We start from the raw sequence: 13662 nt of genomic DNA, 5'->3' as shown, positions 1-13662 counted from the left end.
CCGCGCCGCGCACCCGCCGGTCCCAAGGACCGCCTCCAAGCAAGCTGCCGGCGCAGGCAGCTTAGAGCTTTTCACAGGAGGATTGAAGGGCTCAAACGGAGGCGGGCGATCGGGCGGGCGGCGGCAGCGGTGGTCGCGCTTTTTCGAGAATGGCGAGCAGCCGCTACAGCATATCCCCCAGGCTCCAATGGTTGCTCCAGCGGGCGTCGATTTCGTCGTCGACGTTCTGGTAGCGGATGTCGGTGGAGAGGCGCAGGCGGCGGGCGCGGTCCTGGTTGGTGGTGGAGGCGTGGATCATGTAGGGGGAGTGGAGCACGACGTCGCCCGCCTCGTAATCGGCGGCGAGCCAGCGCCTGTCGAAGCGTTCGGCCATGGCGGGGAGATCCTTCGAGACCCAGCCGCCTTCGGCCATGTGGCTGTTATAGGCGCTGATGCGCTCCTCCGGGGAGAGATCGCCGCTGCGGGCGCGGAATTCGGCCTCCATGCCGCGGCCGAGCGCGTGCGAGCCTTCGAGATAGACGAGGCCGCCCATTTCGGCGGGGATGTCGCCGACCGGGATCCAGGCGGTGACGAGCCGGCTGGTGCCGCCGCGGAGATAGACGAGATCGTAATGCGCGGGTGTCGCCATCGGCGTGCCCGGCTGGACGTAGCGCATCAGCTTGCGTTTGTGCAGATAGGAAATGCCGCCCAAGAAAGCATCCATGAAGCGCACGAGATGCGGATGCGCGCAGAAGCCCTCATAGGCCGCGGAGCGGACGATCGACATCAGCCTGCGGTTGGCGAGGTTCCAGTCGACGCCTTCGGCGGCTGATATGCCGAGGGAAAAATCGTGGCCCGGCTCGAGGAGGCCGGTTTCGGCCAGGCGGGCGAAGACCCAGCCGCGGAAATCGATCACCTCGGCCCGCGGCAGAAGGCCCTTCAGCCAGACATAGCCGTTCTCCTCGTAGCGGCCGCGGATGGCGTCGATGCCGATTGCGGGATCGGTCGGCGTGAGCCAGCCGAGCCTTTCTGCCGGCAGCGTCCTGCCGTGCGCGATGAGGGAAACCTCCGGGCTTCGGGCCTCAGCGTTCAGGGCAGTTGACATTTCATCCATCCCTCGCTTGACTTCACCTGCCTTCAATTAGCTGACAACATGGGATAGCTGCCATGGAGGAAAGTCGCAGCTGGACTTTTCGCTCATCATGAGAGATGCCGAGGCCCTCTATCGGTCGCCGCTCGGCAGCGCCGGCGGGCTTGCCGTCACCGGCAGCGGCAGGCAGCATGCGCGCCTTGCGGTCACGGAGCGGAAATTGCCGAGTTTCGCGGTCGTGCTGGTGGAGCGCGGGCAGGGGTTTCTCGAAACCGCAGCCGGCGGGCGCCAGCACATGGCAGGGCCTGCTCTCTTCTGGCTGTTTCCGAACCGAATGCATTCCTATGGGCCCGACGAAGCGGGCTGGGACGAGCGCTGGGCGCTGTTCGAGGGCTCGTTCACGCGGGATTTCGTGCGGCTGCGGCTGATTGCCGAGCGCCATCCCGTTGTAGTGCTGCGCCACCTCGAGGAGATGACGCGGCTCTTCGCCCAGCTTCATGCCGATCTTTCCGATGATACCAATCTCGCCCAGGCCGCGGCGGCTTCGACGCTGCATCGCATCGTGATCGCCGCCGCAAGACAGGCGGGCGGCGCGGCGGGCCGGCGCGACAGGGAGGCGGCGATGGGCGAGATCGTCGAGAGCCTGCGCGGCTGCGCGCTGCAGCCGCTCGACCTTGCCGGTTTTGCCGCCGGGCACGGCATGTCGCCCGCCACGCTGCGGCGGAAATTCGTGGCCGAAACGGGCCTGCCGCCCAAGGCCTTCCAGCTTCGGGCGCGCATGGACCACGCCAAGCAGCTGCTCGTCACCACCGACGAAAAGATCGAAACCGTCGCCGCCATGGTCGGCATGGACGACGCCTTCTATTTCTCGCGCGTCTTTCACGACCGCGAAGGCTGCAGCCCCCGCGAATTCCGGGCGCGACACCGGAGAAGCTGAGCGGTCGAGGCGGCGCAGCCGTGCCCGGTGCGCTCGCCTTTGCCGCGATCCCCAGGATAAAATCGAGCATCACGGGAGTTGCTTTGTAAATTTCGCCAATAACGATATTATTTCAGCTGTCCAATTTTGAAATTTCTTGGCCTGTCTTAAAATCTATTGCCTTCTTGCAAAGTATCATTCAATATTACTGAAATATCATTCGCGTTGCCGTTGAGGTAGCTCTGTTAGTCGGCGAGGGATATGAGTTGAAATATTTCATTCTCTATGCGCTGGTGTGCTCGGTGGTCGGGATACTTCTTCTCGTTGTCACCCGTCAGATCGTGCCGTTCAACATGGAAAGGCTTGGCGATCAAGCGGCTGTCGAACCGGCAGATCAGCTGGACAAGCTGGTCGTTCGGTCAACCCGCGAACGGGAGAGCAGGGCAACCGGCCAGCCGGTGCCAGGGGTAGCTGACCAGCCGGCGCCTGGGGCAACTGGCCAGCCAGTGCCTGGGGCAACCGCCAAGTTCTCATCCCACGCGCCAGCCGTCAGCACCGATCAATGGGATCTCCGGCCAACCGATGAGCCGACCGTTCGCAAGGGCGGCCGGGTGGGAACTACGGCGCAGTAACTGGAGGCACGCTCGCTCGCCCTTCGAGGTTCCAGCCTTCGGCTTGTGTGGGCGCGAGATACTTTCTTCTTTCATTTAGAGGTGTTGCCGTGTGGCACCCCCCTCTGCCCTGCCGGGAATCTCCCCCACAAGGGTGGAGATCGGCTGGGCGCGCCGGTTTCCCCAACCAACTGCCATTCAATGACTTCGAGACGGTAGAGAGGGAGCGATGGTTCAACCTCTTGCCGATCTCCACCCTTGTGGGGGAGATGCCCGGCAGGGCAGAGGGGGGTATGCCACGGCATGCACATCCACCCACAGCCTTGGCGCGAGGCGATGGGCAAAGAGGCCGAAGTCGAACTCATCACTTCCGGGTTGCATTGGCCGGAGCCGCCTGCAATGACAAGGCTTCCGATATTGGAGGAGGCCATCGGATGGATGCGGGCGGCGTGACGATCAGGCATATCGGGCCGGACGAGGTGGAGGCTTTCCGGCAGATCCGCCTGGAAGCGCTTCGCGTCGAGCCGGCCTCCTTTGCGAGCCGCTATGAAGACTGGGAGGTGCTGTCTCTCGAGGAGTGGCGCAACCGGCTGAACGAGCCGGTTTTCATCGCATTCCAGGACGGCGCGCCCGTCGGCATCATGGGCCTGTTTCGGCAGCGGTCGAGCAAGATGGCCCACCGCGCCACGATCGTCATGGTCTATGTCAGAAGTAACCTGCGCGGAACCGGCCTTGCCGGCAGACTGCTGGAGGCGGTTTCCGATCACGCCCGTGCGGCCGGCATTGTGCAGCTGGAGCTCTTCGTCAGCGCGGAAAATGCGGCGGCGATCCGGTTCTATCAGCGCCAGGGTTTTGCCGAGATCGGCCGGATCCCCGGCGGGGTTCTGGAAGAGGGCAGGGAGATCGACGACGTGATGATGGCGCGGCGTGTGACGGGGTAGAGGTTGGAGCCTCGAAAGTTCTGCAGTCATCCAACGCCGGCGCGCCCGCCTCGTCCTTCGAGGCCCCTGCGGGGGACCTCAGGATGAGGCTCTCTTGAACCTTGGTGCGGCACCTCTTGACCTCAACCGCGGTTGGGGTTGCAGCATGCCGGCGTGAACCGGAGGTTTGGCGGTGACGAAAATCCTGAGGGACGAAGATCTAAACGATAGCGGGTTGATGGCTGTTGCGATCGAGGCGCTCGAGGCGGCTTTTCTGGCCCGGGCTGGCCATCGGCTGATCGCTCCGCCGCGGCATCATGTTTCCTTTGGCGATCGGGGCGATCTGGTCTTTACCATCGGCGGCATCCTTGGCGAGACGCCGCTGGCGGGTTTCCGGGTCTATGAAACGTTTGGCGGCGCGGATCAGATCGTCGCGGTCTGGTCTGTTGACGACGCCAGGCTCAAGGGCATCGTGCTCGGCGAGCGGCTCGGCAGCCTGAGGACCGGCGCGATCGGCGGCGTCGCCATCCGGCATCTGAGCGCGCCCGATGCAAGGAGCGTCGGCATCCTCGGCAGCGGGGCGCAGGCCAGGAGCCAGCTTGCGGCGGCCGCCGCCGTTCGGAAACTGGAGCGCGCCCGCGTCTTCAGCCCCAACGAGAACCGCCGCGCCGCCTTCGCCGAGGAGATGGAACGCGCGCTCGGGCTGGAGGTGGTGCCGGTCGGCAGCGCGCGCGAGGCCGTTGACGACGCCGACATCGTCATCTCAGCGACGACGAGCCGAACGCCCGTCATCCATGCCGCCGATTTGAAGCCCGGCGTTCATATCAATACCGTCGGGCCGAAAACGCGCGACGGATACGAGCTCGGCCTCGATATCGCCGATGCCGCCGCCGTGATCGCAACCGACTCCCCGGAACAGACCAGCGCCTACGCCTCGCCCTTTTTTCTCGCAGGCTCCGGCCATGAGCACCGCATGGCCGATCTCGCCGATATCATGGCAGGCCGTGCAGGCGGGCGGGGATCGCCGGAGGATACGACGCTGTTCTGCTCCGTCGGCCTTGCCGGAACCGAAGTCGTCGTTGCCTCGGCCATTCTCGATGTCCTGGGCGCGTCTGCGTAGAATTTGATTCAAGGACGCGCTTCAAGCCTCTGTATTCACGCGGCTTGTCCGCCGGCGCCGGGCGCCAGACCCAGAACATCCCGCATGCTGTATTCGCCCGGGGCGCGGCCTGCGAGCCAGCGGGCGGCGGCAAGCGCGCCGCGAGCGAACATGGCGCGGTCGAGGGCGGAGTGGGAGAGCGTGATGACCTCCTCGGCGGCGGCGAAGAGGACGCTGTGCTCTCCGACGATGCCGCCGGCGCGCAGGACGGCGAAGCCGATTTCGCCTTGCGGGCGCTCGCCGGTGATGCCGTCCCGGGCGCGCCGTTCGACGGAGGCGAGCGAGACCCCGCGGCCGGCAGCGGCGGCTTCCCCCAGCATCAGCGCCGTGCCGGATGGCGCGTCGATCTTCCTGTTGTGATGGGCTTCGAGGATTTCGATATCCCAACCCTCAGCGGGAAGGGCGCGCGCGGCTTGTGCGACGAGGCCCATCAGCATGTTGAGGCCGATCGAGAAATTGCCGGAGCGCAGGATGGGAATGCTGCCGGCGGCCTCCGCGATCAGTTCCAGCTCATCCGGCTCGAAACCGGTCGCCCCGATCACCAGCGCCGGTCCGCCCGCTGCCGCGCAGAGGCCCGCCAGTTCGGCCGCCGCACTGCCCGTCGTGAAATCCAGGATCACATCAGCCACCCCGATCGCGGCCGAACGATCGATCAGCCCGGCGCCCGCCGAGCCCGGACGCCCGATGCCGCCTACAAACGCAAAACCGGGATCGGCCGCCAGCAGAGACTGGATGGCGCGGCCCATGCGGCCATTCGCACCGGCGACGGCGATTTTGAGAGGTGAGGTCACGGTCTGTCCTTGTGGTCCGGCGGTTGCTGCGTGGCGGATGGAACGACGCGACTATCGCAGTTCGGGGCCGGTGCAAAGCCGGATTGCTGGCCGCGATGGGCGGATCGTCCTCCACCGAACTCATGCAGGTGAAGGTGGTGGGGAGCCGTTTTGTCGTCTCAGGCGGCCGGGATACAGGAAAAGCAGGGTGACGGCGTAGACAAAGAATAACATCAGCACTTCCATCAAGATCGGGAGTGCAAGCATCACGACGGCAGGCCCAAGCTCGTCGTCTGACGGCCTCGTTGGCGTTGCCATAATGATCATGGTAACTGGCGAGAAGAGCAGCCATAGACATGCGAATGCAAGCAGCCGCCGTTTGCGCTGATTGGTCCTTCGTGCAAGGAAAATGGCAGCAACCGGGATCAGGATGTTGAGTGCCAAGACAAGCATAAGCGTGAGGCCGAGGGGCAGGATCGTCGGGTAATGCGGGTCGTATTCCAGCATGCTCTGCTCGCCCGGTCCTACCAATTGCCCGGGTCGGCGGTGTGGTCGATGCTGGCGAATTCATCCGCCTTGTTCCGGTCGAGCTTCACGTCCGTTGCCACCTTCGCCTCGTCGGTGACCGTATAGCGGTCGGGAACCTGGCCTGTGGCAAGCTCCTGATACATAAGCAGGGCGGCCTCCTCGGCGGTGTCGGCCTCGATCTCCCGGGTGATCGATACGGTGAACTTGTGCATGGCGTCCGGCTTTCCTGATCGTGGCGGGCAGGCGCAGTTTCGCACGAGTTTTTGCCGGAGGACACTCAATTTCGCTGCCGGCGGTCAGATGCGTTGGTCTCAGGAGCCTCGACGGGCGGGGCGGGTGCACCCGGTGCTGCCGCTGGTCGTTGCAGCAGCGCCAGTCGGCCGCCTCCGGGAATTGACGAATCGGGGTCGTGGCGGCATGTTTTTGTCTGGCGCGACCTTCCGCCGAACCTCCTTTGATCCTCCCCGGCAGGGTCTTCATCAGGAGGCAAAGGGACTTTTTCGTCTCGGGTCGTCAACCTTGGTCCTGATGTCTCAGACGTGCTTGCCGGGGAATGCCGTCCGAGACAGGAAAGACCGAGACATGACCGAAAACGGAAACTTCAAACGCCGCGTGCGCGCCCGTGCCGCCAAGACGGGCGAGTCCTACACGACCGCTCTCATGCACATGCGCCGCGCTTTCACTAGAGATGAAGACGCGCAGCCCAAAGGGCTACGCCTCGCCGTGGCGCAGACCAGATGTTACGACGATCCCCGCGATGTTGCCGGGCTTCGCGAAAGCGGACGGGAAATGCGCGGGCTGATGCGGCAGGCGCGGGACGCGGGCGCCCGGCTCCTGCATTTTCCCGAAGGGGCGACCTGCGCGCCGAACAAACGCATCATGTCGGCGATCGGCCCTGGGGAGATCGGGCCTTCCGATTGGCGCCGGTTCGAATGGGCCGTGCTGCGCGAGGAACTGGATCAGACGCGCAGCCTCGCGCGCGAACTCGGGCTGTGGGTGGTATTCGGATCGGTGCACCGGCTGACCGAGCCGCACCGGCCGCACAACAGCCTCTATGTCGTCTCCGATCGCGGCGCGCTGGTGACGCGCTACGACGAACGACTGCTTTCCAACACCAAGATCTCCTTCATGTACACGCCGGGTTCGATCCCCGTCACCTTCGAGATCGACGGCATCCGCTTCGGCTGCTCGCTCGGCATGGAGTGCCATTATCCCGAGATCTTCAGCGAATATGAGCGGCTCGATGTCCATTGCGTGCTGTTCTCGACCACAGGCGGGTCACCGCCCAACGAGCCGTCCTTCGGTGCCGAGGCACAAGGGCATGCGGCGACCAACAGCTACTGGGTCAGTTTCTCGATGCTGACCTATCCCGGATTGGAAGGTCAGCCAGCCTCTTCCGGCATCGTCGCCCCCGGCGGCCGATGGGTGGCGCAATGCGCGGCGGGTGGAATGCCCGCGATATCGCTTGCCGATATCGACGACAATCCCGGCGATCTCTCCCGGTCGTGGCGGCGCAAGGCCCGGTCCGGTCTCTACGACCCGCACCGCGTGGAAGGCGACCCGCGCAGCGACGGGCGGAATATGTTCTAGGCGTATGCGCCGGCGGCGGACCAATGCAAGGAGCAACGCTGCGGCGTGTCCTTCGAGGCTCCGGCCTTTGGCCTGCGCACCTCAGGATGAGGAGCGTTGGTGGGTGCCGCGGATCGCCCCTCACCCTAACCCTCTCCCCGCGCGCGGGGAGAGGGGACGTGGCATGCGAGATGTCGGAAGTGGATGGAGAGGTTGCGGCACATTCCCTTCTCCCCGCAGGCGGGGAGAAGGTGGCGGCAGCCGGATGAGGGGCTGCGGGATGCTACTTTTTTGCGATATGCGTGATGATGGCGGCCAAGAGAACCTCACCCTGAGGGGCCTCGAAGGGCGGAGCGGGTGCGGCGGCGGTCGACGAATGCAGGGAGCGGCGCTCGATATCCTCCCCGACAGGCCGTAAATCGCGCGATCCGGCCTTGGCAAGGTTTCGAATCGTGCTTTAGGTTGCGGCCCGAAAACCAAAACGGGTCGAGCAAAGAGATGCGCCTTCAGGACTGCTATAATTTTCATGATTTTCGGCGCATGGCCAAACGGCGGCTTCCCGGGCCGATCTTCGATTATATCGATGGTGCGGCCGATGACGAGGTGACGTATCGGCGCAATACGGCGGCCTTTGAGAATTGCGATCTGGTGCCGGATGTTTTGCGCGGGGTGGCCGAGGTCGATATGTCGGTGACGGTGATGGGGCAGAAGCTTGCCATGCCGGTCTATTGCTCGCCGACGGCGCTGCAGCGGCTTTTCCATCACCAGGGGGAGCGGGCGGTGGCGGCCGCGGCGGCAAAATACGGCACGATGTTCGGCGTCTCCTCGCTCGGCACGATCAGCCTGGAGGAGGCGCGGCAGATCAGCAGCGGGCCGCAGGTCTATCAGTTCTATTTCCACAAGGACCGCGGGCTGAACCGCGAGATGATGGCGCGGGCAAAGACCGCAGGCGTGCAGGCGATGATGCTGACGGTCGACAGCATCACCGGCGGCAACCGCGAGCGCGACAAGCGCACCGGCTTTTCCATTCCCTTCAAGCTCAATCTTGCCGGCATGACGCAATTCGCGATCAAGCCTTCCTGGGCGATCGGCTGGCTGACGCATGAGCGCTTCGCCCTGCCGCAGCTCGAAAGCCACGTCAAGATGGACGGCGGCTCGCTGTCGATTAGCCGGTACTTCACCGAGATGCTCGACCCCTCGATGTCGTGGAACGATGTCGCCGAGATGGTGCAGGCCTGGGGCGGGCAATTCTGCCTGAAGGGCATCATGTCGGTGGAGGACGCCAAGCGCGCGGTCGAGATCGGCTGCACCGGCATCGTGCTTTCCAACCACGGCGGGCGGCAGCTCGACGGCTCGCGCAGCGCTTTCGACCAGCTCGCCGAGATTGTCGATGCGGTGGGCGACCGGATCGACGTGATGATGGACGGCGGCGTGCAGCGGGGAACGCATGTTCTGAAAGCCTTGTCGCTGGGGGCAAAAGCCGTCGGGCTCGGCCGCTACTATCTCTTCCCACTCGCAGCGGCGGGACAGCCCGGCGTCGAGCGCGCGCTGGAGACGATGCGCACCGAGATCGAGCGAGGCATGAAGCTGATGGGCTGCACCTCGGTCAGCCAGCTGACGCGGCGGAATTTGCGGTTTCGCGGCTGAGGGGTTTGCTTGCGCTTCGCGCATTAGCGGTTTTGCCGCTCAGCCCCCTCATCTGCCTGCCGGCATCTTCTCCCCGCTGGGGAGAAGCGGACTCGTGGCAGCGTCTCGCCCTAATTGAAAGCATCGGTGTGGCAGGAAGCTCGCGGCTTGCTCCCTCTTCGTCCCAGCGGGGAGAAGATGCCCGCAGGGCAGATGAGGGGGGTGAGAAGCGCGAGCGACGAACGCCTTGAGCGGCAAGCGAAAGGCAGATGACGCGCTGGCGGGCGATGAATGCAGGGCGGCGGCTGCCTTATTTTCCCGACCAGCCTCCCAAAGCGATCTTCCGCACCGGCATCGTGAAACCTTTCGATTTCTGAGCCGTTGTCGCTCACATGGCCGACGTAACATCGAAATTGGAATCGGTCGACGGCGCCGATGCGCAAGGTGCCGAGAAGTCGCGCCAAGCGAAGGCATCGACTGTTGAGGCCGGGCCGCCGCCGGATGCCATCGAACCCGACAAGGACCTGACGCCCGAGGAGGCCGAGCAGGCGCGCCGGAAATATTTGCTGAAGCGGTTCTGGATTAGCGCGCGCGGTTACTGGGGACGCGGCGGTGACGGCTTCGCCTGGCCGTGCTCCATCGGGCTGCTTGTTATGATCGGCATGAATGTCGGCTTCCAATACGGCATCAATCTCTGGAACCGCGGGATTTTCGACGCCATCGAGCGGCACGATGCCGGCACCGTCTATTTCTTCGGCGCCGTGTTCCCGCCGCTGGTGCTCGGAAGCGTGGCGCTCGTCACCTTCCAGGTCTATGTCCGCATGATGATCCAGCGGCGCTGGCGCAAGTGGCTGGCGACGGCGCTGATCGCCCGGTGGCTCGCAAACGGCCGGTATTATCAGCTGAACCTCATCGGCGGTGATCACAAGAATCCGGAGGCGCGCATCTCCGAAGATCTGAGGATCGCCACCGAGGCGCCCGTCGATTTCATCGCCGGCGTCATCTCCGCCTTTCTCTCCGCTTCGACCTTCATCGTGGTGCTGTGGACGATCGGCGGGGCTCTGACCCTGCCGATCGCCGGGGCGTCCGTCACCATTCCAGGCTTTCTCGTCGTCACGGCGGTGCTTTACGCCATCATCACCTCGACGACGATCGCCGTCATCGGCCGGCATTTCGTGCGGGTCTCCGAGGTCAAGAACCAGGTGGAGGCCGAGTTTCGCTATACGCTGACGCATGTGCGGGAAAACGGCGAGAGCATCGCGCTTCTTGGCGGCGAGGAGGAGGAGCGCAGCGACCTCGACAAGACATTCTCCAATGTGCTGAAGCAATGGGCGCAGCTTGCCCACCAGCATATGCGCACGACCTTCGTGTCGCATGGCTCGATGCTGATTGCGCCCGTCGTGCCGGTGCTGCTCTGCGCGCCGAAATTTCTTGAAGGCAGCATGTCGCTGGGCGAGGTCATGCAGGCGGCCTCCGCCTTCGCCATCGTGCAAAGCGCCTTCGGATGGCTTGTCGATAATTACCCCCGCCTTGCCGACTGGAACGCCTGCGCGCGGCGCGTCGCCTCCTTGATGATGTCGCTCGACGGGCTGGAGCGCGCCGAACAGAGCGACGCGTTGGGGCGCATCCGGCATGGCGAAACGGAAGGCGAGGCGATGCTGAGCCTCAACGATCTCGCCGTGTCGCTGGATGACGGCACCGCCGTGGTCAAGGAGACGCAGGTCGAGATCGAACCGGGCGAGCGGGTGCTGGTTGCGGGCGAATCCGGCTCGGGCAAGAGCACGCTGGTGCGCGCCATCGCGGGCCTCTGGCCCTGGGGCCACGGCAGCGTCGATTTCCACGCCGACAGGCGATTGTTCATGCTGCCGCAGCGGCCCTATATCCCCGCCGGCACGCTGCGCCGCGCCGTCGCCTATCCCAATGCCGCTGACGGCTGGCCGCTGGAGGAGATCAAGGCGGCGCTCGACAAGGTCGGGCTCGACTACCTGAAGGACAAGCTCGAGGAGGAAGCGCCGTGGGATCAGACCTTGTCCGGCGGCGAGAAGCAGCGGCTCGCCTTCGCGCGCCTCCTCCTGCACAATCCCGATATCATCGTGCTCGATGAAGCGACCTCGGCGCTCGACGAGAAGAGCCAAGACAAGATGATGGAGATGGTGATCGAGCAATTGCCGAAGGTCACCATCGTCAGCGTCGCGCACCGCGCCGAACTCGAAGCCTTCCACAGCCGCAAGATCACTCTGGAGCGGCGCGAAGGCGGCGCAAAGCTCGTCAGCGATATCGATCTCGTCCCGCGCCAGAGAAAACGCAACGTGCTGCTGCGGCTTCTGGAGGATGGGCGGGCGTTGCCGAGGGGTAGGACGCGGTTGAGCAAGGTGGAGGGGCCGCGGAACGGGAATTGATGGTGATGTGGCTTGGGATGATGAGGAGAAGGTCTGCCGTGGGGTTACCCCCCCTCTGCCCTGCCGGGCATCTCCCCCACAAGGGTGGAGATTGGCAAGAGGCTTGACCGTCGCTTCCTCTCGAACGGCATTGATAATCACAGTGGTTGAGTTGTTTGGGCTTCAGTTGTTTGGGTAAGCCATCTCGCCCAGCCGATCTCCACCCTTGTGGGGGAGATGCCCGGCAGGGCAGAGGGGGGTGCCACACGGCACAACGTCTTGAAATGCCTTGCAGGGGCCTCGAAGGGTGCCGGCGCTGGGGTGGATGCTAGGCGCAGCGTTGCGGCGTTTCCTTCGAGGCTCCGGCCTTGGCCTGCGCGCCCCGGGATGAGAAGCGCAAGAAGGTCCCGCGCCTTGGGGTCACAGGCGCGGGAGGAGGATGCCGTGGGTGGCTTTCGCCGGGCGGCTATTCTTGCGTCGTCGTCGAGGCGGAATTCTCGAGCGACTCGCGGATCTGGTCGATCTTGCCGTTTGCATCGCCGACGCCGAGAATGGTCTTGGCCCGGTCGAAGGCAGCGGGGCTGATTTCGCCTGACTTGGTGGCGGAGGCCAATGCGTCTTCCAGGGCCTCGTCTCCGAGCAGCGGATCGTCGGGCGAAGGCTCGGTTCCGTTGGCAATCTCGTATCGGGCATAGGCCATCGCATAGGCTGAGATCGCCGTCATGCGCGGATCCGAGGTGTGCATCAGCGCCTTGTAATTGCGGTTCAGCGAATTCAGGCCGGCAAGCTGGGCTGAGACGTTCTTTTCCTTGGTGGTGACAGTCTTGCCTGACTTGGCGTTTTCTGATTTGCCGGAGTTGTTTTCGGACTTGCCGTGGGCCTCGCCGGATTTGCCTTTGTCGCCGCCCTGGGATTTGAGGCTGCCGGAGCCGTTGCCCTGGTTGCTGTTGCCGTTTCCGTTGCCGCCGCCATGGCTTTCGCTGTGACCGCCGCCGTTTCCGCCACCATTACCGCCGCCGTTGCCACCGCCATTTCCGCCGCCGTTTCCGCCACCATTGCCGCCGTCTTTTGCCAGCGCGGCCGCATCGAGCCCGATAATCGTTACCGGGCTTGCGGCAAGAGCCAGCGACGCGGCAAAGAGGGGTGCCAGAATTGCTATGCGCATCGTTTTTCTCCGAACCAGATCATGAAATCTCGATAATCGAGGCTTGCCCGGTGCGGCGCGGGCCGCATTCGCTCAAGCAGACGAAGATTAGTCGGAGATCGCGAGTCGCACATCGGGCGATGGTCCGGAGCCGCTGGGTCTATGGTCCTAGACGAGGCCGAATGCTTAACGATTTTTTCGCCGGCGGGCCGTTGGCCGGCGGCGCAAGCCGGTTGGGCGAAAAACCTGAGCCGAGCGCCCCTTGACGGGAGCGGCGGCAATCCTGCCTACTTCACGACGGGCAACGGGGGCAGGGGCATGGACAATCCTTCAAAAGAACCGTCTGGCAGGCCCGGGAACAGGCAGGTGGCGCGTGATCCCTCCGTCACCATCCGCCGCATTCTCAAGGTCAACCATGCCGGCGAGTTCGGCGCGATCAGGATCTACGGCGCCCAGATTGCGGTGGCGCGGCGGCTGTTTCCGAAGATCGTGCCGGCGCTGGAAGAGATGCGCGCGGACGAGATCGAGCATTGCCGGCTGTTTCACGAGGCGATGCCGGCAAGGCGCGCCAAGCCCTGCCGCGTGATGGCGTTCTGGAGCCTCGGCGGCGCCGTGCTCGGATTCCTGACGGCGCTTTGCGGGCGCAACATGATCTGGATCTGCACCGAAGCCGTCGAGAGCACGGTCCACCGCCATCTGGAGGACCAGCTGGCTTTCCTTCTGACGCGCGATCGCGATCTCCATGCCCTGATCGCCTCGATCCAGCAGGAGGAACTGGCGCATCTGAGGAAAGCCGAAGATAATCAGAAAGGCCGGGGGCTGAGCCGCGCATTGTTCCTGCCCGTCGTCGGCGCCCTGACCGACCTGATGATCTGGCTCTCCACCTGGGGAGATTCGAGCTGGATGCGCGCCGAAATGGCGCGCGAGATATAACGCCCATTTGGGCATGGGTGTCGGATTCCCGTCTGGCCG

General features: G+C 64.5%; 13 protein-coding genes. 8 read left to right on the top strand and 5 right to left on the bottom strand.

Annotated elements, in window-relative coordinates; genetic code table 11:
- Positions 1-163: 163 nt before the first annotated feature.
- On the bottom strand, positions 164-1084 hold the full coding sequence (locus tag EFB14_RS27780) for a phytanoyl-CoA dioxygenase family protein (RefSeq protein WP_126829683.1): 921 nt from the start codon (positions 1082-1084) through the stop codon (positions 164-166).
- Positions 1085-1181: 97 nt separating this feature from the next.
- On the opposite strand from EFB14_RS27780, the gene EFB14_RS27775 reads away from it, so the two are divergent.
- The 4 genes from EFB14_RS27775 to EFB14_RS27755 all read left to right on the top strand — a co-directional run bounded on the left by EFB14_RS27775 (position 1182) and on the right by EFB14_RS27755 (position 4636).
- Positions 1182-2006 (top strand): helix-turn-helix transcriptional regulator, encoded by an 825-nt coding sequence (locus EFB14_RS27775; protein WP_126829682.1) that lies wholly within the window; start codon positions 1182-1184, stop codon positions 2004-2006.
- A 245-nt stretch (positions 2007-2251) separates the two neighbouring features.
- Positions 2252-2617 (top strand): hypothetical protein, encoded by a 366-nt coding sequence (locus EFB14_RS27770; protein ID WP_245438320.1) that lies wholly within the window; start codon positions 2252-2254, stop codon positions 2615-2617.
- A gap of 413 nt (positions 2618-3030) precedes the next feature.
- Positions 3031-3537, top strand: a complete 507-nt coding sequence (locus EFB14_RS27760; RefSeq protein WP_126829680.1) for a GNAT family N-acetyltransferase — start codon at positions 3031-3033, stop codon at positions 3535-3537.
- A gap of 166 nt (positions 3538-3703) precedes the next feature.
- Positions 3704-4636 (top strand): ornithine cyclodeaminase family protein, encoded by a 933-nt coding sequence (locus tag EFB14_RS27755; protein ID WP_210302974.1) that lies wholly within the window; start codon positions 3704-3706, stop codon positions 4634-4636.
- Between the two features lie 35 nt (positions 4637-4671).
- Here EFB14_RS27755 and dapB read toward each other — a convergent pair whose 3' ends face one another.
- The 3 genes from dapB to EFB14_RS27740 form a co-directional block, all read right to left on the bottom strand.
- Positions 4672-5466 carry a 4-hydroxy-tetrahydrodipicolinate reductase gene (dapB, locus tag EFB14_RS27750; protein WP_126829678.1) on the bottom strand — a complete coding sequence of 265 codons (795 nt, stop codon included), beginning with the start codon at positions 5464-5466 and terminating at the stop codon, positions 4672-4674.
- 120 nt (positions 5467-5586) lie between these two features.
- On the bottom strand, positions 5587-5952 hold the full coding sequence (locus tag EFB14_RS27745; RefSeq protein WP_245438319.1) for a hypothetical protein: 366 nt from the start codon (positions 5950-5952) through the stop codon (positions 5587-5589).
- A 17-nt stretch (positions 5953-5969) separates the two neighbouring features.
- On the bottom strand, positions 5970-6185 hold the full coding sequence (locus EFB14_RS27740; protein WP_126829677.1) for a hypothetical protein: 216 nt from the start codon (positions 6183-6185) through the stop codon (positions 5970-5972).
- A gap of 370 nt (positions 6186-6555) precedes the next feature.
- Between EFB14_RS27740 and EFB14_RS27735 the strand changes: the two genes are divergently transcribed.
- From EFB14_RS27735 to EFB14_RS27720, 3 genes are all read left to right on the top strand, one after another.
- The gene (locus EFB14_RS27735; RefSeq protein WP_126829676.1) at positions 6556-7563 is read left to right on the top strand and encodes a carbon-nitrogen hydrolase family protein; all 1008 of its coding nucleotides are present in this window, start codon (positions 6556-6558) and stop codon (positions 7561-7563) included.
- Positions 7564-8040: 477 nt separating this feature from the next.
- A complete protein-coding gene (locus EFB14_RS27725) occupies positions 8041-9189 on the top strand; it encodes an alpha-hydroxy acid oxidase (protein ID WP_126829675.1) in 1149 nt (382 codons plus the stop codon).
- Between the two features lie 371 nt (positions 9190-9560).
- Positions 9561-11567: an ABC transporter ATP-binding protein/permease gene (locus tag EFB14_RS27720; RefSeq protein WP_126829674.1), complete on the top strand. Its 2007-nt coding sequence runs from the start codon at positions 9561-9563 to the stop codon at positions 11565-11567.
- Between the two features lie 445 nt (positions 11568-12012).
- Here the strand turns inward: EFB14_RS27720 and EFB14_RS27710 are convergent, their stop codons facing one another.
- Positions 12013-12711 carry a hypothetical protein gene (locus EFB14_RS27710; RefSeq protein ID WP_126829673.1) on the bottom strand — a complete coding sequence of 233 codons (699 nt, stop codon included), beginning with the start codon at positions 12709-12711 and terminating at the stop codon, positions 12013-12015.
- A gap of 297 nt (positions 12712-13008) precedes the next feature.
- Between EFB14_RS27710 and EFB14_RS27705 the strand changes: the two genes are divergently transcribed.
- A complete protein-coding gene (locus EFB14_RS27705) occupies positions 13009-13623 on the top strand; it encodes a demethoxyubiquinone hydroxylase family protein (protein WP_126829672.1) in 615 nt (204 codons plus the stop codon).
- The last annotated feature ends 39 nt before the right edge of the window (positions 13624-13662 follow it).

The sequence above is a fragment of the Rhizobium fabae genome (assembly GCF_003985135.1).
Lineage (GTDB): Bacteria > Pseudomonadota > Alphaproteobacteria > Rhizobiales > Rhizobiaceae > Rhizobium > Rhizobium pisi.
Note: the sequence above shows the minus strand (reverse complement) of the source record. Positions and strands in the feature narration are given on the sequence as shown.

Excerpts from the sequence above, each read along its gene's own strand:
- EFB14_RS27735 (WP_126829676.1), top strand. The coding sequence starts at position 6,556 with ATGACCGAAAACGGAAACTTCAAACGCCGCGTGCGCGCCCGTGCCGCC.
- EFB14_RS27745 (WP_245438319.1), bottom strand. The coding sequence starts at position 5,952 with ATGCTGGAATACGACCCGCATTACCCGACGATCCTGCCCCTCGGCCTC.
- EFB14_RS27775 (WP_126829682.1), top strand. The coding sequence starts at position 1,182 with ATGAGAGATGCCGAGGCCCTCTATCGGTCGCCGCTCGGCAGCGCCGGC.
- EFB14_RS27705 (WP_126829672.1), top strand. The coding sequence starts at position 13,009 with ATGGACAATCCTTCAAAAGAACCGTCTGGCAGGCCCGGGAACAGGCAG.
- EFB14_RS27725 (WP_126829675.1), top strand. The coding sequence starts at position 8,041 with ATGCGCCTTCAGGACTGCTATAATTTTCATGATTTTCGGCGCATGGCC.
- EFB14_RS27740 (WP_126829677.1), bottom strand. The coding sequence starts at position 6,185 with ATGCACAAGTTCACCGTATCGATCACCCGGGAGATCGAGGCCGACACC.
- EFB14_RS27760 (WP_126829680.1), top strand. The coding sequence starts at position 3,031 with ATGGATGCGGGCGGCGTGACGATCAGGCATATCGGGCCGGACGAGGTG.
- EFB14_RS27720 (WP_126829674.1), top strand. The coding sequence starts at position 9,561 with ATGGCCGACGTAACATCGAAATTGGAATCGGTCGACGGCGCCGATGCG.
- EFB14_RS27780 (WP_126829683.1), bottom strand. The coding sequence starts at position 1,084 with ATGTCAACTGCCCTGAACGCTGAGGCCCGAAGCCCGGAGGTTTCCCTC.
- EFB14_RS27710 (WP_126829673.1), bottom strand. The coding sequence starts at position 12,711 with ATGCGCATAGCAATTCTGGCACCCCTCTTTGCCGCGTCGCTGGCTCTT.